The following is a 22,571-nucleotide window of genomic DNA, read 5'->3' on the forward strand; positions in this document are numbered from 1 at the left end:
CGCCAGATAGGCCGCGGCCAGGCCATTGGCGGCGGCGCGCGCGGTATGGAGCTGCTTGGAATCGGCGGCATCGCGCAGGAATTCCCAGAGACCGGCGGCCTGCGTTCCGGCCGAGCCGAGCGCGTGGTTGAGCCGGGCGGCGTCGAGCCCGATCAGCTTGCCGACCGCCGCGGCCGCCGCCACCGCGCCGGCCGTGCCCGTCGTGTGGAATATCTCGTAATGCGAGCGTCCAAGGAACTCGCCGACGCGGATGCCCGCTTCATAGCCCGCGATGGCGGCCGTCAGCATTTCGCGTCCGCTCTTCCGCTCCGCCTCCGCGACAGCCAGAACGGCCGGGAAGATCACGGCCGCCGGGTGGAAGACGGAACCGTTGTGGACGTCGTCCTGCTCCACGACATGCGAAGCGGCCGCATTGACCATCGCGGCGAAGTAGGGGCTGGTGCGGCGCCGCGTCGGGATGACGGTGCTTAGGCCATCCACCGGCCCCATCGCGCGGGCGAAGCCTTCGATGATCTCGACTTGGCGAGCGCCCTTGCCGGCGAAAGCGGAGCCCAGCCAATCGATCATCAGTCCCTTGGCGAAATGGACGACGCGCGGCGGGATGCGCTCGAAGTCGAGTTCCGCCACGAACGAGCAAAGTCTGGCGGTTGGCCAATCGGCTGGTTTCGGGACCATTTTGCCTCCTGCTCAGGCCGGGGCGCTTCGGCGCAGGATCTGCCTCGCCCGCTCGATCACCGGCCGGTCCACCATCTCGCCATTCACCCTGACGGCCCCACTCGAAAAGGTAGCTTCGACTATGGCGCGAGCCCAACTTACTTCATCCTCGCCGGGACGAAACGTGCGGCCGATCGGTTCGATCTGCTTGGGGTGGATCGCCATCTTGCCGCCGAACCCCATCTTCACGGCGTGGCGCGCATCATCTTCGGTGATTTCAGGACTGCTGAGGTCGGCGGTAATGCCGTCGAGCGGGGCAGCGCGGTTGGCCGCGCGCGAGCGCCAGACGATCTCCGTGCGCGCGCCAAGCAGCGCCAATCGATCGTGGGCGCAACCGAGATCGAGCGCGAAGTCGAGCGAACCGAAGGCAATGCCGACGACAGCCGGCGTTGCGAGGATATCAGTCAAATTCGCCAGTCCGGTCGCGCTTTCGACCAGCGCAATCACGGCGACGTCGCGGCCGAAGCTTCGGGCGATGTTGGCGATGTCTTCAGGGCGCTCCGCCTTGGGCAGCATGACGGAGACGGCGCCCAGGCTTCGCAGGGCATCGATATCCGCGGCATGCCAGGGCGTGCCGGCGGCGTTGACGCGAACGATGACAGGAGATGCAAGCGCATCGGCGCGGGCAGCCACCGCTTCCCGCGCGCTGTCCTTGTCGTTAGGGCCGACAGCATCCTCGAGGTCGAGGATGATCGCGTCCGCGCCGCTGGCGTCGGCCTTCGCGAACCTTTCAGGCCGCGAGCCCGGCACGAAAAGCGGTGCGAGCGGCATCGCCAGGCTCACCATTGCGCCGTCGCTTTCACGGTGACGTGGCCGTCCGACGCCCGCACGTCCATCTCCATCTCGTTTTTGCCGCGGGCCGTTCCGCTCAGAAGCAGGGTCTGCGGGCCGATCGCCGGCCGCACGCCGCGAAAGGAGAAACGCCGCGGCGCCTGGCCGGCAACGATGGCGGCGAAGTTCATGAGCAGCGTCGCCTGGAGCGGGCCGTGGATGACAAGCCCCGGATAGTGCTCGACACCCGTGGCATAGGGCGCGTCATAGTGGATGCGATGCCCGTTGAACGTCAGGGCGGAGTAGCGAAAAAGCAGCACCGGGTCGACGTCGACGATCCGCTCATGCGTCGTGACCGTCCTCGAACCAGGCGGCTGCTCGGGGACAGCGGCGCTGGGCTCCGACGCCCGATAGACGATGATCTGGTCCTCCTCGACCACGGGGCCGGCGGCGTTGGCGAACTCATGCCGGACGGTGACGAATGTGAGGGGACCGGTGCGCCCCTGCTTTTCTTCGACGGCGCTCAGGACCGAGCGGCGGCGGATCGTGTCGCCACCGCGGATCGGCGCCAGGAAGCGGATGTCGCTGCCGGCCCACATGCGACGTGGAAGCGGCACGGGCGGCAGAAAGCCACCCTTGGCTGCGTGCCCGTCCGCTCCCAACTCGCGGGAATCGGCGATGTCCGGCGCCAGGCACCAGTGCAGGCCGGGTGGGGCTTCGTCGTTCCTGATCACGTGAGACCCAAGTGTGGCTTCGAAGCTGGCGAGCAGGCGCGGCGTGACGATGTCCTCGACTTCGCGGGTCCGTCCGACCCATTTTTCCAGCGTCGCGGACGAAGTCAGGCTCATGGTGCTTTCCGTTCGGCGAATTCGGACCGAACCCGATCCGTGTCGGCGCCAAGCGCGGGGACCGCGGGAATCTTTCCAAAACCTTCGGACCGGCCGGCCGGCATGGGCACGGCGATCTGCCGGCCGCCCGGAAGAGCCACCTGCATCGTGCGCAAGGCCTGGTGACGCGGAAGGTCCCGCATTTCACTGACGCGCCCCCAGGCGATCTGTGCCTCGCCGAGACGGCGAATAGCCTCCGCGCAGTCGATCGCCTCGAAGACAGGCTCTATCTCGGCGTCGAGCGCGGCGCGATTGGCCACCCGCCAGGCATTGGTGGCGAAGCGCTCGTCGGCAAACAGGTCCTGCCTTCGCAGCACAAGGTTGCAGAAGCGCTTCCACTCGCTGTTCTGCTGTATCGAGATCACCACCGCGCCGTCGCGGCAGGCGTAGGGCCGGTAGGGATAGATCGAGGCATGCGCCAGGCCGTAGCGCCCGGTCTCGCGCCCGGCGTGCTCATAATGCAGCAGCGGCACCGTCATCCAGTCGGCCATGCCGTCGAACATCGCGATCTCGATCAGGCGGCCACGGCCGGTCCGCGCCCGCGCCAAAAGCGCTTCCAGGATAGCGGCGTGCGCGTTCATGCCGGTGGCGATGTCGGCCGCCGAGACGCCGATCTTGCAAGCCGTCTCCGGAGTGCCCGTCACCGCGCAGATGCCGCTTTCCGCCTGCACCAGCATGTCGTAGGCGCGCATCGCGGCGTAAGGCGTGTCCTGCCCGTAGCCGACGATGTTGACGACGATCAGCCGCGGAAACTTCTCGGCAATCACGTCGGCGGAAAGGCCGAGCCTGTCGATCGCGCCCGGCGCGAGGTTCTGCACGAGCACGTCCGCCCGCGCCACCATGCGGTGCAGCAGAGCGAGGTCTTCCCCGGCCTTGAGGTCGAGCGCGACGCTCTCCTTGCCGCGGTTCAGCCAGACGAAATAGGCCGACATGCCTTCGACGGTGGAATCGTAATGGCGCGCGGTCTCGCCCTCGGAACGCTCGATCTTGACGACCCGCGCGCCGGCATCGGCGAGACGCACCGTGCACAAGGGCGCCGCGACCGCCTGCTCGATCGAGACGACGAACAGGCCCTCCAACGGGCGGACGCCATCAGACATTGCGCTGCACTCCCGAGCGGGCGAGCACGCCGGGCTTGAGCCGCTCGTTCTTGCCGTAGTCATCGGCCGGGTGGAAGAACAGGCGCGGCGTGTCGTCGATTTCGCCGAGCCGCTTGCGGTAGGCTTCCAGATAGGCCTTGCGTCCATCATCGCCGACACGGCCGGGCATGTAAGCGACGAAGGGTGGCAACACGTCGAAGCCGGCATAGCGCAAAAGACCGTTGTGGACAGGCCACAGGACCGTGAGGACGTCGCCGTCGATGCCGTCGGGGGCATAGGTGTCGGCCGAGGTGCCGGTGGTGGCGGCGACCATGGCGAGCTTGCCCTTGAACATGCCGGTGTCGTATTTGCGGCCCGGCAGATAGGCGAAGCCGCGGGCGAAGACACGGTCGGCCCAGCCCTTGAGCATCGCCGGCATCCCGAACCACCAGACGGGAAACTGGAAGATGACGAAGTCCGCCCGTTTCAGCTTTTCGATCTCGGCATTGATGTCGGCCGCAAGCCGGCCCGTCTCATAAGCGGCGGTCTGCTCGCGCTGCAGGCTGAAGAACTCCGGATCGTTCCGGTCGCCGGTCATGTCCCCCGAGCCGGCGACAGGGTTGAAGCCCATCGCGTAAAGATCGCTGACCACCACATCGTGGCCCGCCTGGGCCAGCGTCTCGACGGCGAGATCCTTCATGGCGCCGTTGAAGGATTTCGGCTCGGGATGCGCATAGACGATGAGGACGTTCACAGCGTCAGCTCCTAATAAGAACGCGGCAGCCCGAGCACATGCTCGGAGAGGAAGGAGAGGATGAGGTTGGTGGAGATCGGGGCGACCTGGTAAAGCCGCGTTTCGCGGAATTTGCGCTCCACGTCGTACTCCTCCGCGAAGCCGAAACCGCCATGTGTCTGGATGCAGACATTGGCGGCTTCGTTCGAGGCATCGGCGGCCAGCATCTTGGCCATGTTCGCCTCGGCGCCGGGATTCCTGCCGGCCTCGTAGAGGGTCAGCGCCTCACGCACCATCAGCTCCGCGGCGCGCATGTTGGCGTAGGCCCTGGCGATGGGAAACTGGATGCCCTGGTTCTGGCCGATCGCCCGGCCGAAGACATGGCGCTCCCGGGCGTAGCCGGCCGCCTTTTCGATGAACCATTTGGCGTCGCCGACGCATTCCGAAGCAATCAGGATGCGCTCGGCATTCATGCCGGAAAGGATATAGCGGAAGCCCTTGCCCTCTTCGCCGATCAGATTTTCGGCGGGCACGCGCAGATCGTCGAAGAAGACTTCGGTCGTGGCATGGTTCATCATCGTGCGGATCGGCCGGATGGTGAGGCCATTGCCGAGCGCCTGGCCCATGTCGACGATCAGGACGGAAAGCCCGTCAGTCTTCTTCATGCCGTCGGTGAGCGGCGTGGTGCGCGCGAGCAGCAGCATCAGGTCGGAATGCTCAGCGCGGCTGGTCCAGATCTTCTGGCCCTTGACCACGAATTGGTCGCCTTCGAGCCGCGCCGTGGTCTTGAGCGCGCCGGTATCGGTGCCGCTGGTCGGTTCGGTGACACCGAAAGCCTGCAGGCGCAGCTCGCCGGTGGCGATCCTCGGCAGATAGCGTAGTTTCTGCGCCTCGGAGCCGTGGCGAAGTAGCGTGCCCATCGTATACATCTGCGCATGGCAGGCGCCGCCATTGCAGCCGGCACGCTGAATTTCCTCCAGCACCGCGGCCGCCGCCGACAGCGGCAGGCCTGAACCGCCATATTCCTCGGGGATCAGGATCGAGAGCCAGCCGGCCTCGGTCAGGGCTTCGACGAATTCGCGCGGATAGGTCATGTCCCTGTCGAGCGCGCGCCAATACTCGCCGGGAAAGCGGTCGCAGAGCTTGGCAACAGCTTCGCGAATGTCCTGATAATGTTCCATGAGGGTTGCCCGGCTTTTTGTCTTGCTCCAGCGTCCATTATCACGCGGGCGTGCCTTGGCGGCAATGAAAGGCCGGCGTGATCAGCTATGCCGGAATTGAAACCCTCATGGCGCAGGCCCGAGAAGCTGGCCGACCCACACCGCACGCTCGACTAGATCCCGAGCGGTATCTTCTATCGCCTGGCCCGCGAACCGCGCCAGCCGCGAGGCCGGCCGGTCGGCCGGATAGGCAAGGATAAGGCGGCGCACGGGCACGGGGTCGATCAGCGGCGCGGCGGTGAGCAGGCCGGCGGCGACGTCGGCATGGATAGGAGCGAGCGGCAGGGTCGTCCAACCATGGCCGTTGCGAACGAGGTCCTTCAGCACGGAATAGGTGTCGGCCTCGATGCCGACGTCGAGCGTGATGCCCGTTTCGGCCGCACAGCGCTCGACCAGGATGCGCAACCCATGCTTCACGCTGGGAAGCAACAGCCGCTTGCCGGCGAGCGAAGAGAACGGCACCGCGCGCACGGTCGAGAATCCGGCGCCGGGCGGGCCGATGAGGAAGAGGTTTTCCAGGAGCAGCGGGCGGGTGCGAAGCGACCTGGCCATGCGCGGGTCGTAAAGCACCGCGACGTCTATTTCGCCCCGGTGCAGCCAGTCCAGCAGATAGCCGGTATAGGCGCTGACCAGCCTTAGCTTCGCCTTCGGATGAGCAGCGCCGAAGGCCGCCGCCAGCGGCAGCGAGATGATGTCGGCAACCGTGGGCGGCAGGCCGATGGCCACTTCGCCGGTAAGCGGCGCGTCCGCCGGCGTGGCGGTGGCGCGAATCTCGTCGATCTCGGCGAGGACGCGCACGGCGTGGGCCAGCACCTCCTTGCCCTGCTCGGACAGCACCATGCCGCGCCCGTGGCGCAGGAACAGGGCAAAGCCCAGTTCCTCTTCCAGCATGCGCACCTGGCGGCTGAGCGCCGGCTGCGCGATGTGCAGCCTGTCGGCGGCCTTGCTGAGGCTTCCGAGTTCGGCGACATGGATCAAGGTGCGCAGCTGCGATAGCTCCATAAGCTATTGAATATCATTATATCTGATCACAAGAAAGGGATGAAGATTGGATAGGATAGCCGGGGTATTCTGCCGCCAGATACAAGCCTCGGGAGTCCAAGGTGACGGCGATCAGCCAACAAGTGAAACACCCGGAAACCGCCGTTTCGGCGGTTCCTCCGGCGGCACCCGGAACTGAGTGGCCGGACCAGGTCTATGACGTGCTCAAGGCCGCCGGCATCAGCCAGATGTCCTATGTGCCCGACGCCGGCCACACCACGCTGATCCGTCGCTTCAGCGCCGATCCCGAGGTCGTCACCAATGTGCTGACGACCGAGGAAGAGGGCATCGCGATCGCGGCCGGCTCCTGGCTCGGCGGCAAGCGCAGCGTCGTGCTCATGCAGTCGTCCGGTGTCGGCAACTGCATCAATATGCTGTCGCTTCCGGTGCAGGCGCGCTTTCCCCTGCTGATCCTGGTGACGATGCGCGGCGAATGGGCGGAGTTCAATCCCTGGCAGGTGCCGATGGGGCAGGCGACGGAGGCCTCGCTGAAGGCGATCGGTCTGCGGGTGCTTCGCGCCGAAACCGGCCCCGATCTCGTCGAGACCGTGGCGCAGGCGGCCTCGATGGCATTTGACGCCGATCAGCAGATCGCGGTGCTGATCGGCCAGCGGCTGCTGGGCAAGAAGAAGTGGTGAACAACATGACACTGCCGACAATGGATCGCCGCGAGGCGGTGAAGAGGCTGCTCGATGCAAGGGACGGGGCACTGGTCGTGACCGGGCTCGGCTCGCCGAGCTACGACGTGCATGCCGCCGGCGATCGCGACGACAATTATTACCTCTGGGGCGCCATGGGCGGCGCCGCGTTGGTCGGGCTTGGGCTCGCGCAGGCGCAGCCCGAGAAACGGGTGATGGTCATCACCGGAGACGGCGAACAGCTGATGGCGTTCGGGTCGCTGGCGACGATTTCCGTGGCGCGACCGACAAACCTCGATCTGATCATTCTCGACAACCAGCATTTCGGCGAGACCGGCATGCAGTCGAGCCATACCGGCAGGGGTATCGGTTTCGACAAGGTGGCCACCGCCTGCGGCTTCTCGGAGGTCGCGGAGTTGCGGTCGCTCGAGGAGGTCGAGAAATTGTGCGAACGGCTGCGCCGGCCCGCCGAAGGCCCGCGCCTGTTCGTGCTGAAGATCGCGGCGGAGAACCTGCCGCGCTCGCTGCCGCCGCGCGATGCCGTGGCGGTCAAGAACCGTTTTCGCGCCCATCTCGGTTTTGCCACCTGTTGAGGTCGAACATGCCGCTGGTCAGCTTCCAGAATACGGTCGGCGGTCGGTTGCAGCCGGCAGCCGACACTTTCGAGAGCTTCGATCCCTTCACCGGCCAATCTTGGGCGCTGATCCCGCGCTGCGGCGAAGCCGACGTGGACGCGGCCGTAGCCACTGCCAAGGCTGCGTTCCGGTCGAAGGAATGGGCCGGAATGACGCCGACCGCGCGCGGCAAGCTGCTGGTGCGGCTGGCTGACCTGATCGCCGAGAATGCCGAGAGCATCGCCGCGATCGAGACCCGCGACAACGGCAAGCTGATCACCGAGATGACGGCGCAGCTGCGCTATATCCCCGAGTGGTTCCGCTATTTCGGCGGCCTTGCCGACAAGATCGAAGGCGCGGTGCTGCCGATCGACAAGGCGGGCATGTTCGCCTTCACCCGCCATGAGCCGCTCGGCGTCATCGCGGCGATCATGCCATGGAACTCGCCGCTGCTGCTGCTCACCTGGAAGCTCGCGCCGCTGCTGGCGGCGGGCAACACCGTCGTCATCAAGCCGTCGGAGCATACGTCGGCTTCGACCTTGGAATTCGTCAAACTATTCGAGCACGCGGGCTTCCCTCCCGGTGTCGTCAACACCGTCACCGGCATGCCCTTGGATGTCGGCGTGCCGCTCGTCTCTCATCCCGATATCGCCAAGATCGCCTTCACCGGCGGCGAGCCAGGCGGGCTGGCCGTCTATCGCGCGGCGGCGGAGGGGTTGAAGACGGTCACGCTGGAGCTCGGCGGAAAGTCGGCCAACATCGTCTTCGCGGACGCCGATCTCGACAGCGCGGTCAATGGCGCTATCTCAGGTATTCAGCCCGCCAGCGGCCAGACCTGCATCGCCGGTTCGCGGCTGCTGGTGCAGCGCAAGATCCACGACCGCTTCGTGGAGGATGTGATCACGCTGGCGGCCAGCGCGCGCATAGGCAATCCGGCCCTGCCGGAGACGCAAGTCGGGCCGATCACGACGCAGGCTCAGCGCGAGAAGGTGCTTTCCTATCTGGGCATAGCGCGTCGTGAAGGCGCTTTGTGCGTCCTTGGCGGTGGTAAGCCGCAATCGAGCAACCTGGCGCAGGGCTGGTTCGTCGAGCCGAGCATCTTCACCGGTGTGAGCAACACCATGCGTATCGCGCGCGAGGAAGTGTTCGGGCCGATCCTGTCGGTCATTCCCTTCGAGGACGAGGAAGACGCTTTTGCCATCGCCAATGACAGCCCCTACGGGCTCGCAGCCGGGCTGTGGACGAGCGACATGGGGCGGGCGCTGCGCGGCGCGGCCGCGATGGAGGCAGGCACGGTCTGGATCAATTCGTACCGCGCCGTTTCCTATATGGCGCCGTTTGGCGGCTACAAGCGGAGCGGCATCGGCCGCGAGAGCGGGCAGGAGGCCATCGATGCCTATCTGCAGACCAAGACGGTGTGGATAGACACTATCGGCAAAACCGCAAACCCGTTCGTGATCCGCTAAGATAGCGAAGGGCTCCGAGGCGAGGGCCGTTTCAGAATGACGAAGGAACAAGACATGAGGCAGGCAGGCAAGGTGGCGGTGGTCACCGGTGCGGCACGGGGCATCGGGCGCGCGTGCGCCGAGCGCTTCCTGGCCGAGGGCGCGAGCGTCGTGATCGGCGATATCGATGCCGCGGAGCTGAACAAATGCGCCGCCGAAATCGGCACGCCGGACAAGGTCCTGGCCGTCGTCACGGATGTCAGCAAGAAGGACCAGGTCGAGGCGCTGGTCGCGGCCGCGGTGGCAAGGTTCGGCCGTGTCGACATCATGGTCAACAATGCAGGCATCGCCCCGGTTCAGGATTTTCTCGACATCAGCGAGGCCGATTACGACAGGGTGCTTGGTGTCAACCTGAAGGGGGCGTTCATGGGCACCCAGGCGGCGGCTCGCCAGATGATCGCGCAGGGGCAGGGCGGCGTGATCATCAACATGTCCTCGATCAATTCCGGCCTCGCCAATCCGCGCGTCGCGACCTACGCCATTTCCAAGGGCGGCATGAACCAGGTCACCGGCACCGCCGCCGTCGCCTTTGCGCCCTACGGCATCCGCGTTGTCGGGGTCGGCCCGGGCACCATCGCCACCGAGATGGTGATGGACGGCAACTTCATCGATTCCGAGGAGATGCGACGGGCGATCCTTTCGCGCACGCCGCTCGGCCGGCTGGGCACCGCGGCGGAGATCGCCTCGGTCGTGGCGTTCCTCGCCAGCGACGATGCGTCCTACATCACCGGCGAGACCATCTACCCCGACGGCGGGCGCCGCGTGCTCAACTACACCGTCCCGGTCAAGGAATAGGAAAATTGCGAAGTGGAAATGGAGTGAGACGGTAATGGGCAATTTCGACAAGCTGCATCACATCTGCATCGTCGTGCATGATATCGACAAGGCGCAGGCCTATTACGACTCCATCGGGATCGGCCCCTGGGAATCCTATCCGCCGCTGGCGGAGTATGAGGAGCTGCAAGTGCCGAGCCCCAAAGGCTTCATGGCGATGCAGTACCGGATCTGCAATTTGCCGAATGTCCAGCTGCAGCTCTGCCAGCCGAGCCATGATCCTACGCCGCAGCGTATCCATCTGGACACCAAGGGCGAGGGCGTCTTCCATATCGGTTTCGAAGTCCGTGACGCGGACGCCGCCGAAACCCGGGCCGAGGGTGACGGCCTTGCCGTGCTGATGCGCGGGCGCCGGCAAAACCGCACCGGCTTCACCTATTACGACACGGCCGACGAGGCGGGAGTGATCCTGTTGACCCGGGCGACGAATTTGCCGGGCAAATAGCGGCGGCGCGATGCGGCGGACGCGTCAGTCGCCGCGCAGTTCCTGGAGCCTGTCGACCAGGAACCTGCCGCTGGTGATGATATGCATTTCCAGAAGGCTGACGGCGCGCAGCGTATCCTTGGCCTCGCACAGCTCGATAAGCTGCCAGTGATCGCGATCGGACTTCACCTGGATCTCGGTGAGCGACACCATCATGCGGGTGTAACGCTCCAGCTGCTGGTAGATGCGTCCGACCAGTTCGATGGTCGCCTTGCGGCCTGACGGCGCGTAGAGCGCAGCGTGAAAATTCCAGTTGAGCTGGTTGGAATACTCGCCGGTCTTGCCCTGTTCCTGATGCTGCTTTGCCCTTTCCCGAGCAAGCGCGAGGTCATCATCGGTCATTCTTGGGATGGCAAGCGCGAGCAGCCACGTCTCGATGCGGGCGCGCAATTCATAAAGCTCGAGGATCTCGTCGAGCGAGATCGAGGAGACGACGGCGCCCTTGTGCGAGACGAGCGTGACGAAGCCTTCCGAGTGAAGCTGGTGCAATGCCTCGCGCACGGGAATCCTGCTGACGCCGAACTCGGTCGCCAGATGCTCCTGGCGCAGCTGGGCATTGGCCTCGTATTCGCCGACCAGGATCTTCTGCCGGATGGCGTCGGCGACCTGGGCCGATATGGTTTTCTTCTGTACGAGCATGGATCAGCCTAGGAGATGCCGCTCATTCTTGGCCGCGGCGCCATTTTGATTGCAGAAACGGACGCATAGCACCGCTCGCCGGTTGTTGTCACTCCGATGGCATGCCCGCTTCTCGCGCTTCAGTAGACATGTTCCTCGATCGGCTGGTTGCCGGCGATGCGCTCGTAGCGGAAGGCCGAGAGGTCGATCGAGCGGTACTCGCCATAGGCAACGAGGTCGCTTACGCCCGAGCCGGTCGCCGCCGCATGCATCATGCCGTGGCCGCTGAAGCCGGTGGCCAGCACGAAATTCGAAACCTCCGGGTGGCGTCCGATGATGCCGCTGTGGTCGAAGGTGTTGTACTCATAGAGCCCGGCCCAGGCGCGAAGCATGCGCAATTGTTCGAAGCCGGGCACGCGATACGCAAGCGCCGGCCATATCAGCTCGTCGAAGAGGTCGTAATCGACCTCGAGACCGAAATCGTCCGGATCGTTCTCGCGCACGGGTGGAATGCCGCACAGGAAGAGCTGGCCCTCCGGCCGCAGCCAGACGCCGCTGGTGTCGAAGACAAAAGGACAATTCTCGACCCGCGCCGGGCTCTCGAAGACGAAAACGCATCGCTTGCTGGGCACGACCGGGAGGTCGGCGCCGGTCATCCGGGCGATGCCTGCGCTCCACGGTCCGGCGGCGTTGATGATGGTGCCGGCGGACAGCCGTTCGCCATTGTCCAGCACCACCTCGCCGATCCGGTTGCGCGATGCCATGGTCAGTCCGGTCACGGTCGCGGGGATGTAGCTGACGCCTTGCGAGCGCGCTTTGCGGCGGAATGCCTGCATCAGTCCCGGGCCGTCGAACCAGCCTTCGCACCCGCGGCCGAAGGAGCCGAGAGCAAGGTCCTCCGTGTTGAGCCACGGGAAGCGCCGGGCAAGATCTACCCGCTCGATCAACTCTATGTCGACGCCCATGTCGCGCTGGACGCGGTTCTTGGCGCGCTGCGCCTCGGCGCGTTCCGGCGTCGCCAGAACCAGGTAGCCGGGCTCATGCAATCCGATGTCCGCCAATTCGTCGCCGATCGCCAGCCGTTCGCCCGCATCGCGCAGGAAGCCGAGGCTGAACTTCGACATGGCGATGTTGGGCGGCGTGCCGAATTGCTGGCGGATGGCGCTGGTCGAGAGCGAGGACGATGAGGCCGTGTAGTAGGGATCGCGCTCGATAACGGCGATGCTGCCGCCGAAATCGGGATTGGCGGACAGAAAATAGGCGATCGAGCTTCCGACGACGCCTCCGCCGACGATCACCACATCGTATCTTGCACCCATCCTGTCCGCGTTCCTTGTCCCGATTCCATCTCTTGCGGCGAAGATTGGATATTCTTCACCGCAAACTCTGCCCTGCACCTAGCTATAACCTGCGCTTCCGCGAAGAAAAAGAGGTTTGACGCAAAAAAGAGAATACATTATCCAATTTGAAAAGCGTCATCTTGCTGACGCCGTCACGCAGCATGCGAGGATCGTTCCGTGGGCTTCATCGCTCCCCGTCTCGACGTCATAAAGCCAAGTCCCAGCATGGCGGTTACCGCTCGGGCGATCGAAATGCGCGGGGCCGGCATCGACGTCATAAGCCTGAGCGCCGGCGAGCCGGATTTCCCGACGCCACCGCATATCGTCGAGGCGGCTTACGAGGCGATGCGGAAGGGAGAGACGCGCTACACGGCGGTCGACGGAACCGCGGCGCTGAAGAAAGCGGTGGCCGGCAAGTTCAGCCGCGAGAACGGCCTCGACTACAAGCCTTCGGAAATTAGCGTCGCCGGCGGCGCCAAGCAGATCATCTACAACGCCTTGCTGGCAACGCTTGCCCCGGGCGACGAGGTGGTCGTTCCGGCGCCCTATTGGGTTTCCTACACCGACATCGTGCTTTTGGGCGAAGGCAGGCCCGTCGTGGTGCCCTGTGGCGAGGCGGAAGGCTTCAAGCTGAAGCCGCAGGCTCTGCGCGACGCGATCACCGAACGCACCAAATGGCTGCTGCTCAACACCCCGTCCAACCCCGCCGGCGCCGTCTACAGCCGTGACGAGCTTACCGCATTGGCCGCGGTGCTGCTGGAGCACCCGCAGGTCCATGTGCTGACCGACGACATCTACGAGCACATCCTGTTCGACGGGCGTTCTTTCCATACGATCGCCGCGGTCGAGCCGCGGCTGAAGGGACGCACGCTGACCGTCAACGGTGTGTCGAAGGCCTATGCCATGACAGGCTGGCGGATCGGCTATGCCGGCGGGCCGGAACCGCTGATCAGGGCCATGGCGGTCGTGCAGAGCCAGAGCACGTCGAACCCTTCATCCATCTCGCAGGCCGCGACCGTGGCGGCGCTGGAGGGGCCGCAGGATTTCCTGGGTCCACGCGCGCTCGAATTCCAGGCGAGGCGCGATCGCGCGCTGCAGCTATTGCAGGAGGTGCCCGGCCTTACTTGCCGCACGCCCGAGGGCGCTTTCTATCTCTACCCGAACTGCTCGGCGTTGATCGGCCGTCGCCGCCCGGACGGCGCCGTTATCGGCAGCGACGACGAGCTTTCGCTTTACCTGCTCGACAAGGCGCGTGTCGCCGTCGTGCAGGGTTCCGCCTACGGCCTGTCGCCGCATTTTCGCATCTCCATAGCCACGTCAATGGACCTGATCGAGAAAGCGATCGGGCGCATCGCCGAGGCGGTCCAGGCGCTGCGGTGAAGCGATGGACCTGAATTTCGTCAACGAGCTAATCCAGCGTGTTTCGCGCTCCGCCATAGGCGAGCTGCAGCTCGAACGCGACGGATTGTGTGTCCGCATCGCCAGGCAGGCGTCGCCAACCGCGCCGCAAAAACCGGCATCGGTTTCCGGCGCGGGTGCCCCTTCGAGTTTGGGCGCGACCGTTGCGACTGTTCCGCGCCATTCGATCCGCGCGCCGCTCACGGGCATCTTCTACCGCTCCGCCGGCGAGGGCGAACCGCCGCTCGTCTTAGTGGGTGACGTGGTCGAAGAGGGACAGAAGATCGGCGTCCTCGAGGCGATGAAGACATTCAACGTCGTGGAGGCTGATCGCGCCGGAAAGATCGTCGAGATCGCCTTCGAAGACCATGCCGCCGTGCAGGCCGGCGACGTGCTGTTCGTGCTGGAAGAGGCGGGCTGAGCGCGATGTTCGACACGGTGCTGATCGCCAACCGGGGTGAGATCGCGCTGCGCGTCCTGCGCGCCTGCCGCGACCTCGGCTTGAAGACGGTGGCGGCTTATTCGGAAGCCGATGCGAGCCTTCGCCATGTCGCGCTCGCCGACAAGGCGATCTGCATCGGGCCGGCGGCGGCGGCCGACAGCTATCTCAACATCGCTGAGATTATCACCGCCGCGCAGCTTACCGGCGCGGGCGCGATCCATCCCGGCTACGGCTTCCTGTCCGAGAACGCGGCCTTCGCCGAGGCAGTGGAAAATGCCGGCCTTGTCTTCATCGGACCCTCCGCCGCCGCCATCCGCACCATGGGCGACAAGGTCGCGGCAAAGCGGGCGATGGCGGCTGCCGGCGTGCCCTGCGTGCCTGGCTCGGACGGTGCGCTGCCGCAGGACGAACAGGCGGTGCGCGCCATCGCTGAGACCGTCGGCTACCCCGTTATCGTCAAGGCGGCAGGCGGCGGCGGCGGGCGCGGCATGCGCATCGTGCGCCAGGAAAGCGCATTGCTGGAAGCCCTGGCACTGGCCCGGGAGGAAGCGGGGCGGGCGTTCGGCAATCCGCAGGTCTATCTGGAAAAATTCCTCGAGCATCCGCGCCATGTCGAGATCCAGATCCTGGCGGACCGGCACGGCGCGGCCGTCTGGCTGGGAGAGCGGGATTGCTCCATGCAGCGCCGCCACCAGAAGATCATTGAGGAAGCGCCGGCACCGGGTATTTCCCGCGAAGCCATAGCCAGGATCGGCGATCTCTGCGCCAGCGCATGCCTGGCGATCGGCTATACGGGCGCTGGCACGTTCGAGTTCCTCTACGAAGACGGGCGCTTCTATTTCATCGAGATGAACACCCGCGTGCAGGTCGAGCATCCCGTCACCGAACTGGTCACAGGGATCGACATCGTGCGCGAGCAGATCCGGATCGCCCGGGGCGAGCATCTGTCGTTCAGGCAGCAGGATATCCGCATCGAGGGGCACGCCGTCGAATGCCGCATCAACGCCGAGGACCCCTATAGCTTTCGGCCGCATCCCGGAAAGGTCGAGCGCTGGACACCGCCGGGCGGCCCGGGGATCCGCGTCGAGTCGCATCTCTATTCCGGCTACACCGTTCCGCCGCATTACGACTCCCTCGTCGCCAAGCTGCTTGCCCACGGCGCGACGCGCAGCGAGGCCATCCGGCGCATGAGCGGGGCGCTGGCCGAGATGGAAGCGGCCGGCATCGCCACCAATGCGCCCCTGCACGGCATCCTGATGGAGGAGCCCGGCTTCGCCGCCGGCGGCTTCGACATTCATCATCTCGAGCGCCTGATCGAGGGCGGCCTGCTCGACGGACGAGGCGGCAATGACGGCTGACGAGATCGAAAGGCTGGCCGCCTGGTGCGTGGCCGCAGGCATCGCGGAGATCGAGCTGGAGGAAGCCGGCTTTTCGCTTTGCCTGCGCCTTCAGTCTGACGTCGTCGAAGCACGCCTGCCGGCCGCCGAAGCACCAAGGACTGACGTGGCAATGAAAAGCGTGCGCGCGCCGGGGGTGGGTGTGTTCCGTCTCGCTCATCCGACAACCGGCCATCCGGTCGTCGAGCCCGGCCAGCCGGTCCGAAAGGACGAGACGGTCGGTGTCTTGCAGGTCGGCCCATGCCTGAAGGCCATCGTCGCGCCGGCGGACGGCACGCTCGGCGCTGCCCTGGCCGAGGACGGCGCGGTCGTTGGCTACGGCACGCCGCTCTACGAACTGCTGTGAGTTTTGAGAATTCTGAGGAAGTCGCCATGACGGGCAGCGGACTGGAAGTCGATATCAATTCGGACATGGGCGAAGGCTTTGGCGCCTACAGGCTGGGCGACGACGCGGCGATCCTCGATGTCGTGAGCTCGGCCAATGTCGCCTGCGGCTTTCACGCCGGCGATCCGGAGATCATGGCGGCCACCTTTTCGATGGCGCGGGCGAAAGGTGTCGCCGTCGGCGCGCATCCGAGCTTCGCCGATCTGTGGGGGTTCGGGCGGCGCACCATTCCGCATTCGGCGGACGAGATCGAAAGGCTCGTCGCCTACCAGATCGGCGCAGCGCAGGCGCTCTCCGCTTATGCAGGGCACCCGATCCGTTATGTGAAGGCGCATGGCGCGCTGGGTAACCTGACCCAGACCGATCGCGGTGTCGCCGAAGCGGTGACGCGCGCGGTGAAGGCGGTCGATCCCAGCCTGATCTGCCTGGCGATCGCGCTCGGCTTCCAGGACAGGATCGCGCGCGATGCGGGCCTGACGGTCAAGTCGGAGATCTTCGCCGATCGCGCCTATACGGAAGGGGGGTTCCTTGTCTCGCGCAAGCTGGAGGGCGCCGTCATCCACGATGTCGAGAAGGCCGCGGAGCGCGTCTTACGGATGGTCAGGCAAGGCGCCATCGAGACGATTTCGGGACGGCTGATTGAGACGCCGATCGATTCCATCTGCGTCCATAGCGACACGCCGGCTGCGGTCGCCATAGCCGCCCGCGTGCGGGCCCGGCTCGAACAGGGCGGCATCACCGTGAAGGCGTTTGCGTCAGTCGCCTGAACGCTACGTGACGATGCGGTTGCGCGGCGCGGTCGCATCTTTTTTGAATCATCGCCCAGGCGACGCTCGGCCGGATGGTCAGTTCAGACCGCGCCGAGCCCCTGTTCGAGGAAGCGATCGAGTTGCGCCACTTCCTGGCGCGAGAGCGAAATGCCGTCGCGTTCCGATTTCGCGCGGGCGGAAAACCGCCTTTGCGACGGCAGGCGCGCGCCCTGGCCGACGGTCGCCTCGAACAGCGTTTCGGCGCGCGAGAATGGACTTCCGGGGCGGCCAGCAGCAAAGGCCCCTGGTGAAAGTGCGATGACCAGCTCGCCATGCCTGGGAAAAAGCGTGGTCGTGCCGAGCAGGTCGAGAGCCTCGGGACTCGTCAAGTCGCCGATCATGGCGCCGGCCAGCAGTTCGATCATGGTGCCGATGGCCGAGCCCTTGTCTCCGCCGAAGGAGAGCATGGCGCCGGCAAGCGCTGCTACTGGGTCGGTCGTCGGCCGGCCGTCCGAATCGATCGCCCAGCCTTCCGGCAATTGCTTGCCGGCGCGTCGATGCAGCTCGATTTCGCCCCGCGCCGGGACCGAGGTCGCGGAGTCGAAGACATAGGGCGGCTGTTCCCGGCGCGGCCAGCCAAAGGCAAACGGGTTGGTGCCGAGCAAGGGGCTGTTGCCGCCGGTCGGCGCGACCGTCGCATAGCTCGGGCACATGGCAAGACCGGCGAGGCCTTCGCCGGCCAAAGCCTCGACTTCCACCCAAAGCGCCGAAAAATGGACCGCGTTGTTGATGGCGAGCGCCGCTATGCCGCTCGAGCGTGCCCGTTCGGCCAGCGCGGGCAGGCCCAGTTCGAAAGCAGGATTGGCGAAGCCGCCTTTCGCATCCACCCTGACGATTGCCGCGGCATCCTGCGCCAGCAATTCAGGCACCGCATCCGGCGCCACCTTCGCGGCCTTGATGGTCCGCAGGGCGCCTTCGATCCGGTAGATGCCATGCGACTTGCAGTTATCGCGTTCCGCCGCGACGATGACGCGTGTGATGGCGCCGGCCTGGACAGAATTCAGCCCGGCCTTTCGGAAGATCGCTTCGACGCGCTCATGCAGGTTGGCGACGGTAAGGGCAACGGTCTCGCTCATGTCATTCCTTCAAATGGCCGGCCCTTAAATGGGCGGCTTTCAACATCGCCATGCTCCATTCCCTAGGAAAATTCCAGATCGCGGGCGAAGGCCCTTATATCCTGCGCGAGCAGCTCGGGCTGCTCAAGCGCGGCGAAATGACCGCCGCGCGGCATCGGCGTCCATCGGCGCAGATTGCGAAAGACGCGTTCGACCCAGCTCCTCGGCGGCATGGGCAGTTCCTTCGGAAACAGCGCCACGGCAAGCGGAACGGCGATTTCGGAAGCGGGCGGAAAGGCCAGGGGCCGCGCGCGCGTTTCCCAATAAAGCCGCATCGACGAAGCGACGGTCCGCGTGAACCAGTAGAGCGAGATGTCGGCGAGGATGTCGTCCGGCGAAAATGCCGCGTTGGCCAGATCGCCGTCGCAATCGCTCCAGTCGCGGAATTTCTCGATCATCCAGGCCGCAAGCCCGACAGGCGAATCGGTCAGCCCGTAGGCGAGAGTCTGCGGCCGGGTTCCCTGCATGTGCGCGTAGGCGCCGTGGAGGTCCGCCCATCGGGCCTTCTTTTCCAGAAAGGCGCGTTCTTCAAGGGTGAGGTCCCCATCGGGGCCTGCATCATGCGGTGGGGAATAGGAGCCCGGGATGTAATTCAGATGCACGCCGGCAAGGCTGCCGGAATGGGCATATGCGAGGCATGTCGAGACACCCGCGCCAAGGTCGCCGCCCTGCGCCATGTAACGCTCGTATCCGAGGCGGTTCATCAACTCGGCCCATAGATCGGCGATGGCGTAGAGGTTGAGGCCGGGCTTGGTCGGCCGGCTTGAAAAGCCGTATCCGGGCAGCGACGGGATCACCACATTGAAGGCGTCCGCTTCCGACCCGCCATGCGACACCGGATCGGTCAGCATCGGAAGGAGCCTGATGAATTCGAGGAAACTTCCCGGCCAGCCATGGGTGAGGATGACCGTCCTTGCCGTTTCGACGTGGGCGCGCGCATGGATGAAATGGATGGTGTGGCCGTCGATATCGGTCTCGTAGTGCGGAAGACTGTTCCAGGCGTCCTCCTGCCTGCGCCAGTCGAAGCCCTTGCGCCAGCGTTCCACAAATCGCCGCAGCTCCTCACGTTCGGTGCCCTGGGCCCAGCCAATGCCCTGCAACTGGTCCGGCTCGCGCCAGCTTGAGATGCGCCGCTTCAGGTCGTCGATTTCAGCCTGCGCAATCTGGATCGTGAAAGGGCGGATATCCGTTGACATGTTCGCTCGCCGATATGGGTTGAACCAGTCGATATCGTTGCGGCTCTGTGGTCGTCGCGGCCCGTTATCCTGGTCGGAGGCGACCGGCACTGATCTTCCGCGCGGCGGCAAGCGCGTCAAGCCGCTGCCGGGCGGTGCGCAGCGCTTCGGTCGCCGTTTCGATCGGGACCGTTACAAAACGCAATCGCGCACCGACCGGGGTCTGCGCCAGCCGCCAGAGATCGGCTTCGATCACGGTCGCGATCTTCGGGTAGCCGCCGCAGGTGTTGGCGTCGGCCAGCTGGATGATCGGTTGGCCGGACGGCGGCACCTGGACGGTGCCCGGCACGATGCCATGCGAGAGCAATTCCATCGGCGCGGCAAGCAAGAGCGCTTCGCCGGACAGCCGATAGCCCATGCGGTTGGCGTCATTGGTGATGCTCCACTCGACGCCGGTGAAGGCCGCATGCGCCCGCGGCGTGAAGGCGGCGAATTCCGCGGCCGGCAGCACCCGGAGTTCGATCGCGGAGGCGGTGCCATTGCCGCTGGCGCGCCGTTCTTCCAGCGCCACGCCACGGCCGCCAGGAGGCAGCTGGCATTCCGTGGCGTTGAGCCGAAGCCGGTCGCCGCGGGAAAGACCGCGCCCGCCAAGCCCGCCGAAGCCGCCCTTCACATCCGTCGCGCGCGAGCCCATGACCGGCGGCAGATCGAGCCCGCCGGCGAAGGCGATGTAGGAACGCGCGCCCGCCCGTGGCGCCTCGAGGATCAGCGTCTCGCCCGCGCGGATGCCGGTCGCCCACCAGGGCGGACACCGCCGGCCGCCGACGCTGATCGGACAGTCGGCTCCAGTGATGGCGAGCGACGTGTCGACATGGGCCTTGAGCCGGAAGGGATAAAGCGCGATCTCCAGCCCGGCGGCCGACGGTTCATTGCCAAGCAACAGGTTGGCGATCGCCAGCGCCTGCCTGTCCATGGCGCCGCCGTGGCTGATCCCCTGCGCCAGATAGCCCGGGCGGCCGAGATCCTGCACGGTGTTCAAAAGCCCGGTGGTGAGGATCTCGATCATGCTTCCATCCCAGCGATCTCGAAGCGGATCTTGTCTCCAGGCCTGAGCAGCACCGGGGTATCGGCCTGCGCGTCGAAGAGCCTGACGTCGGTATGACCGATGATGTGCCACCCCGAAGGCGCGGTCATCGGCATGATGCCTGCCTGCATGCCGCCGATGATGACGGCGCCCTCGGGCACGTTCAGGCGAGGGCTGCTGCGCCGCGCCCAGGCGAGCCGCGGGTCGAGGCCGGACAGATAAGGAAAGCCCGGCATGGCGCCGATGGCGGCGACGGTGTAGGTGGCGGCTGCGTGGCGGCTGACGACTTCTTCCGGCGACAACCCGCAATGCGCGGCCCAGCCTGCGAGATCCTCGCCGCGCGCGCCGCCATAATCGACGGCGATCGTATGCAGCGCGCCGGCAACCGTGCGGGGGTAGGTGCCGGACCAGAGCGATTTCAACTGCTCGCGGAGGCGCGCGGCATCCGTTGCCAGCGGGTCGAACAGGACGAGCAGGTTGTTCATGCCGGGCACGGTCTCGCGCACGCCGTCCAGCTTCCGTGCTGCGTCAGCCACAGCCCAGACCAGTTCCTGGGTGGCATCGTCGAAGCTTACCTCAGCGCCGTCGAGAAGCAGCGCGCCTGATCCGGCAACGCTGATGCGTGGCGATCGCGCGACGGCCATCGTGCTCAATCCTTCACCGCCACCGTGTAGTCCAGGAGCAGCCGGCCGCCGTCGGGATAGATGGTCTGGCCGACGATATAGGAGGCGTCGTCGCTGGCGAGGAAGGAGGCGACGCTGGCGATCTCCGATGGTTCGCCGCAGCGCCCGCTCGGCGTGCGCGACAGAATGGTCTGGCGCTGCGTCTCGCTGGCCATGACCGAGCTTTTGACCATGTCGGTCAGGATGGTGCCCGGCCCGATGGCATTGACCCGGATGTTGTGCGGGATGAGCCCGACCGCCATCACCGCCGTCAGCTGCTTTATGCCGCCCTTCGACACCGCGTAGGCGACGGAGTTCGGAATGGCCAGGATGGCGTTGATCGACGACATGTTGATGATCGAGCCGCCCCGCCCCTGCCGGATCATGGCGCGTGCCGCCGCCTGGCCGAGCAGGAACGGCGCCTTGAGATTGACGCGCTGGACCCAGTCGAAGGCCTCCTCGGGGAAATCGACGAAATCGTCGAGGTGAATGACGCCGGCATTGTTGACCAGGACGTCCACGCCACCGAAAGCCTCGGCGGCCTTGGCAACGACGCGGGCTGCCATGTCCGCCGTGCATGCGGAAAGATCTGCCTCGAGCCAGACGGCACGGTCGCCGAGGCGCTCGGCATGCTCGCGCACGCGCTCGGCCTTCAGGTCCACAAGCACGACACTGGCGCCGTCGGCATGGAACCGTTCCGCGCTGGCCAGGCCCAGTCCCTGCGCAGCGCCGGTGACGATCACGACTTTCCCTGCATGCTTCACGACGAACCCTTCCAATTTTGTGGATATGTTATCCAATCTATCGTCAACTCGCATCCTGTTGCAAGACGGTTGAGGAACGCCAGCGGCCGCCTTTTGGCCGTTTGCTGGCTCAATCAGCGTTTTTCGAGGGTTGCTACAGGCCGGTTGACTTTCCTCGTCAAATGATGATTGGATAATATATTCACAATTTCCGAGGAGGATGGGAAATGGCGGATGGGCCCTTGCAGGGTGAGCTGATCGATGCGTTCCGCGCCTTCGCGACGCCCTTGGTCAGCGACAATCTCGGCCGTGTCCCCGGAGCTGTCGGGCTTCGGCCGTTCCACAAACTCGGTGGCATCATGGCGGGGAGGGCGCTGACGGTCCGGACGCGTCCCGGCGACAACCAGTTCATCCATCGCGCGCTCGACCTGGTCCAGCCGGGCGATGTCCTTGTCGTCGACGGTGGCGGATATGAGGGACGTGCGCTGGTCGGCGAGATCATGACAAGCGTCGCGGCCGCGCGCGGCGCCGCTGGCATCGTCCTCGATGGCGCCATCCGCGACGCCGGCGCCATCGGCCGCAGCCCGTTTCCGTGCTTCGCCCGATCGGCGATCCATCTCGGCCCCTACAAGGATGGCCCCGGAGCGATCAACGTCGCGGTCACGGTCGGCGGCATGGTCGTCAGCCCCGGCGATATCGTGCTCGGCGACGAGGACGGCGTGGTGGCATTTCCGGTTGCTGGCGCCGCGGCGCTGCTGGCGGCCGTACGGGCGCAGGAAGAGCGCGAGGCCGAGATCATGCTGAGCATCAAGGAGAATCGCTATCGGGGGGCTTATGCGCAGGGTCCGGCCGGCAGCCATTGATCCGCTGCGGCCTTCCGGGA

General features: G+C 65.7%; 25 protein-coding genes. 11 read left to right on the top strand and 14 right to left on the bottom strand.

Annotated features, from left to right (window positions below; all coding sequences use genetic code 11):
• From KVT37_RS30475 to KVT37_RS30505, 7 genes are all read right to left on the bottom strand, one after another.
• Positions 1 to 675 (bottom strand): MmgE/PrpD family protein (locus KVT37_RS30475; RefSeq protein ID WP_217578728.1); only part of this gene is annotated, 675 nt, incomplete at its 3' end.
• Positions 676 to 687: 12 nt separating this feature from the next.
• Entirely contained in the window at positions 688 to 1,500 is an 813-nt protein-coding gene (locus KVT37_RS30480; RefSeq protein WP_217578729.1) for a CoA ester lyase, read from the bottom strand.
• Positions 1,494 to 2,333 (bottom strand): MaoC family dehydratase N-terminal domain-containing protein, encoded by an 840-nt coding sequence (locus KVT37_RS30485; RefSeq protein ID WP_217578730.1) that lies wholly within the window; start codon positions 2,331 to 2,333, stop codon positions 1,494 to 1,496. The genes KVT37_RS30480 and KVT37_RS30485 overlap by 7 nt, the downstream gene beginning before the upstream one ends.
• Entirely contained in the window at positions 2,330 to 3,472 is a 1,143-nt protein-coding gene (locus KVT37_RS30490) for a CaiB/BaiF CoA-transferase family protein (RefSeq protein ID WP_217578731.1), read from the bottom strand. The genes KVT37_RS30485 and KVT37_RS30490 overlap by 4 nt, the downstream gene beginning before the upstream one ends.
• Positions 3,465 to 4,205 carry an NAD(P)H-dependent oxidoreductase gene (locus tag KVT37_RS30495; protein WP_217578732.1) on the bottom strand — a complete coding sequence of 247 codons (741 nt, stop codon included), beginning with the start codon at positions 4,203 to 4,205 and terminating at the stop codon, positions 3,465 to 3,467. The genes KVT37_RS30490 and KVT37_RS30495 overlap by 8 nt, the downstream gene beginning before the upstream one ends.
• 11 nt (positions 4,206 to 4,216) lie before the next feature.
• Entirely contained in the window at positions 4,217 to 5,365 is a 1,149-nt protein-coding gene (locus tag KVT37_RS30500; RefSeq protein WP_217578733.1) for an acyl-CoA dehydrogenase family protein, read from the bottom strand.
• A 105-nt stretch (positions 5,366 to 5,470) separates the two neighbouring features.
• The gene (locus tag KVT37_RS30505; protein ID WP_217578734.1) at positions 5,471 to 6,406 is read right to left on the bottom strand and encodes a LysR substrate-binding domain-containing protein; all 936 of its coding nucleotides are present in this window, start codon (positions 6,404 to 6,406) and stop codon (positions 5,471 to 5,473) included.
• 122 nt (positions 6,407 to 6,528) lie between these two features.
• Between KVT37_RS30505 and KVT37_RS30510 the strand changes: the two genes are divergently transcribed.
• The 5 genes from KVT37_RS30510 to KVT37_RS30530 are packed head-to-tail and all read left to right on the top strand — an operon-like array spanning position 6,529 to position 10,481.
• On the top strand, positions 6,529 to 7,083 hold the full coding sequence (locus KVT37_RS30510) for a thiamine pyrophosphate-binding protein (protein WP_308642797.1): 555 nt from the start codon (positions 6,529 to 6,531) through the stop codon (positions 7,081 to 7,083).
• Positions 7,084 to 7,088: 5 nt separating this feature from the next.
• Positions 7,089 to 7,676 (top strand): thiamine pyrophosphate-dependent enzyme, encoded by a 588-nt coding sequence (locus KVT37_RS30515; protein ID WP_217578736.1) that lies wholly within the window; start codon positions 7,089 to 7,091, stop codon positions 7,674 to 7,676.
• Positions 7,677 to 7,684: 8 nt separating this feature from the next.
• Complete coding sequence (locus tag KVT37_RS30520) at positions 7,685 to 9,163, top strand: aldehyde dehydrogenase (RefSeq protein ID WP_217578737.1); 1,479 nt, start codon at positions 7,685 to 7,687, stop codon at positions 9,161 to 9,163.
• 54 nt (positions 9,164 to 9,217) lie between these two features.
• Positions 9,218 to 9,997, top strand: coding sequence for an SDR family NAD(P)-dependent oxidoreductase (locus KVT37_RS30525; protein ID WP_217578738.1), 780 nt, complete (start codon positions 9,218 to 9,220; stop codon positions 9,995 to 9,997).
• A gap of 34 nt (positions 9,998 to 10,031) precedes the next feature.
• Positions 10,032 to 10,481, top strand: coding sequence for a VOC family protein (locus KVT37_RS30530; protein ID WP_217578739.1), 450 nt, complete (start codon positions 10,032 to 10,034; stop codon positions 10,479 to 10,481).
• 24 nt (positions 10,482 to 10,505) lie between these two features.
• Here KVT37_RS30530 and KVT37_RS30535 read toward each other — a convergent pair whose 3' ends face one another.
• Both KVT37_RS30535 and KVT37_RS30540 read right to left on the bottom strand, forming a co-directional pair.
• On the bottom strand, positions 10,506 to 11,159 hold the full coding sequence (locus KVT37_RS30535; protein ID WP_217578740.1) for a GntR family transcriptional regulator: 654 nt from the start codon (positions 11,157 to 11,159) through the stop codon (positions 10,506 to 10,508).
• 119 nt (positions 11,160 to 11,278) lie between these two features.
• Positions 11,279 to 12,457, bottom strand: a complete 1,179-nt coding sequence (locus KVT37_RS30540; RefSeq protein WP_217578741.1) for an FAD-binding oxidoreductase — start codon at positions 12,455 to 12,457, stop codon at positions 11,279 to 11,281.
• 198 nt (positions 12,458 to 12,655) lie between these two features.
• Here KVT37_RS30540 and KVT37_RS30545 point away from each other — a divergent pair, with 198 nt between their 5' ends.
• The 5 genes from KVT37_RS30545 to KVT37_RS30565 are packed head-to-tail and all read left to right on the top strand — an operon-like array spanning position 12,656 to position 16,867.
• Entirely contained in the window at positions 12,656 to 13,858 is a 1,203-nt protein-coding gene (locus KVT37_RS30545; protein ID WP_217578742.1) for a pyridoxal phosphate-dependent aminotransferase, read from the top strand.
• Between the two features lie 4 nt (positions 13,859 to 13,862).
• On the top strand, positions 13,863 to 14,297 hold the full coding sequence (locus KVT37_RS30550; RefSeq protein WP_217578743.1) for a biotin/lipoyl-containing protein: 435 nt from the start codon (positions 13,863 to 13,865) through the stop codon (positions 14,295 to 14,297).
• 5 nt (positions 14,298 to 14,302) lie between these two features.
• Positions 14,303 to 15,676 (top strand): acetyl-CoA carboxylase biotin carboxylase subunit, encoded by a 1,374-nt coding sequence (gene accC, locus KVT37_RS30555; protein WP_217578744.1) that lies wholly within the window; start codon positions 14,303 to 14,305, stop codon positions 15,674 to 15,676.
• On the top strand, positions 15,666 to 16,061 hold the full coding sequence (locus KVT37_RS30560; RefSeq protein WP_217578745.1) for a biotin/lipoyl-containing protein: 396 nt from the start codon (positions 15,666 to 15,668) through the stop codon (positions 16,059 to 16,061). The genes accC and KVT37_RS30560 overlap by 11 nt, the downstream gene beginning before the upstream one ends.
• Before the next feature lie 26 nt (positions 16,062 to 16,087).
• A complete protein-coding gene (locus tag KVT37_RS30565; RefSeq protein ID WP_217578746.1) occupies positions 16,088 to 16,867 on the top strand; it encodes a LamB/YcsF family protein in 780 nt (259 codons plus the stop codon).
• A gap of 83 nt (positions 16,868 to 16,950) precedes the next feature.
• Here KVT37_RS30565 and KVT37_RS30570 read toward each other — a convergent pair whose 3' ends face one another.
• The 5 genes from KVT37_RS30570 to KVT37_RS30590 all read right to left on the bottom strand — a co-directional run bounded on the left by KVT37_RS30570 (position 16,951) and on the right by KVT37_RS30590 (position 21,709).
• The gene (locus KVT37_RS30570) at positions 16,951 to 17,985 is read right to left on the bottom strand and encodes an Ldh family oxidoreductase (RefSeq protein ID WP_217578747.1); all 1,035 of its coding nucleotides are present in this window, start codon (positions 17,983 to 17,985) and stop codon (positions 16,951 to 16,953) included.
• A gap of 62 nt (positions 17,986 to 18,047) precedes the next feature.
• On the bottom strand, positions 18,048 to 19,220 hold the full coding sequence (locus KVT37_RS30575) for an epoxide hydrolase family protein (RefSeq protein WP_217578748.1): 1,173 nt from the start codon (positions 19,218 to 19,220) through the stop codon (positions 18,048 to 18,050).
• A 64-nt stretch (positions 19,221 to 19,284) separates the two neighbouring features.
• Complete coding sequence (locus KVT37_RS30580; RefSeq protein WP_217578749.1) at positions 19,285 to 20,265, bottom strand: biotin-dependent carboxyltransferase family protein; 981 nt, start codon at positions 20,263 to 20,265, stop codon at positions 19,285 to 19,287.
• Entirely contained in the window at positions 20,262 to 20,927 is a 666-nt protein-coding gene (pxpB, locus tag KVT37_RS30585) for a 5-oxoprolinase subunit PxpB (RefSeq protein WP_217578750.1), read from the bottom strand. The genes KVT37_RS30580 and pxpB overlap by 4 nt, the downstream gene beginning before the upstream one ends.
• Before the next feature lie 5 nt (positions 20,928 to 20,932).
• Positions 20,933 to 21,709, bottom strand: a complete 777-nt coding sequence (locus tag KVT37_RS30590) for an SDR family NAD(P)-dependent oxidoreductase (RefSeq protein ID WP_217578751.1) — start codon at positions 21,707 to 21,709, stop codon at positions 20,933 to 20,935.
• 206 nt (positions 21,710 to 21,915) lie between these two features.
• Between KVT37_RS30590 and KVT37_RS30595 the strand changes: the two genes are divergently transcribed.
• Complete coding sequence (locus tag KVT37_RS30595; RefSeq protein ID WP_217578752.1) at positions 21,916 to 22,551, top strand: RraA family protein; 636 nt, start codon at positions 21,916 to 21,918, stop codon at positions 22,549 to 22,551.
• Positions 22,552 to 22,571: the final 20 nt, after the last annotated feature.

It is taken from the genome of Mesorhizobium sp. GbtcB19, from assembly GCF_019091085.1.
Taxonomy (GTDB): domain Bacteria; phylum Pseudomonadota; class Alphaproteobacteria; order Rhizobiales; family Rhizobiaceae; genus Mesorhizobium.

Coding starts and splice junctions, on each gene's coding strand:
- KVT37_RS30480 (WP_217578729.1), bottom strand. CDS start 1,500: ATGGTGAGCCTGGCGATGCCGCTCGCACCGCTTTTCGTGCCGGGCTCG.
- KVT37_RS30485 (WP_217578730.1), bottom strand. CDS start 2,333: ATGAGCCTGACTTCGTCCGCGACGCTGGAAAAATGGGTCGGACGGACC.
- KVT37_RS30490 (WP_217578731.1), bottom strand. CDS start 3,472: ATGTCTGATGGCGTCCGCCCGTTGGAGGGCCTGTTCGTCGTCTCGATC.
- KVT37_RS30500 (WP_217578733.1), bottom strand. CDS start 5,365: ATGGAACATTATCAGGACATTCGCGAAGCTGTTGCCAAGCTCTGCGAC.
- KVT37_RS30505 (WP_217578734.1), bottom strand. CDS start 6,406: ATGGAGCTATCGCAGCTGCGCACCTTGATCCATGTCGCCGAACTCGGA.
- KVT37_RS30515 (WP_217578736.1), top strand. CDS start 7,089: ATGACACTGCCGACAATGGATCGCCGCGAGGCGGTGAAGAGGCTGCTC.
- KVT37_RS30520 (WP_217578737.1), top strand. CDS start 7,685: ATGCCGCTGGTCAGCTTCCAGAATACGGTCGGCGGTCGGTTGCAGCCG.
- KVT37_RS30525 (WP_217578738.1), top strand. CDS start 9,218: ATGAGGCAGGCAGGCAAGGTGGCGGTGGTCACCGGTGCGGCACGGGGC.
- KVT37_RS30530 (WP_217578739.1), top strand. CDS start 10,032: ATGGGCAATTTCGACAAGCTGCATCACATCTGCATCGTCGTGCATGAT.
- KVT37_RS30535 (WP_217578740.1), bottom strand. CDS start 11,159: ATGCTCGTACAGAAGAAAACCATATCGGCCCAGGTCGCCGACGCCATC.
- KVT37_RS30540 (WP_217578741.1), bottom strand. CDS start 12,457: ATGGGTGCAAGATACGATGTGGTGATCGTCGGCGGAGGCGTCGTCGGA.
- KVT37_RS30550 (WP_217578743.1), top strand. CDS start 13,863: ATGGACCTGAATTTCGTCAACGAGCTAATCCAGCGTGTTTCGCGCTCC.
- accC (WP_217578744.1), top strand. CDS start 14,303: ATGTTCGACACGGTGCTGATCGCCAACCGGGGTGAGATCGCGCTGCGC.
- KVT37_RS30560 (WP_217578745.1), top strand. CDS start 15,666: ATGACGGCTGACGAGATCGAAAGGCTGGCCGCCTGGTGCGTGGCCGCA.
- KVT37_RS30565 (WP_217578746.1), top strand. CDS start 16,088: ATGACGGGCAGCGGACTGGAAGTCGATATCAATTCGGACATGGGCGAA.
- KVT37_RS30570 (WP_217578747.1), bottom strand. CDS start 17,985: ATGAGCGAGACCGTTGCCCTTACCGTCGCCAACCTGCATGAGCGCGTC.
- KVT37_RS30575 (WP_217578748.1), bottom strand. CDS start 19,220: ATGTCAACGGATATCCGCCCTTTCACGATCCAGATTGCGCAGGCTGAA.
- KVT37_RS30580 (WP_217578749.1), bottom strand. CDS start 20,265: ATGATCGAGATCCTCACCACCGGGCTTTTGAACACCGTGCAGGATCTC.
- pxpB (WP_217578750.1), bottom strand. CDS start 20,927: ATGGCCGTCGCGCGATCGCCACGCATCAGCGTTGCCGGATCAGGCGCG.
- KVT37_RS30595 (WP_217578752.1), top strand. CDS start 21,916: ATGGCGGATGGGCCCTTGCAGGGTGAGCTGATCGATGCGTTCCGCGCC.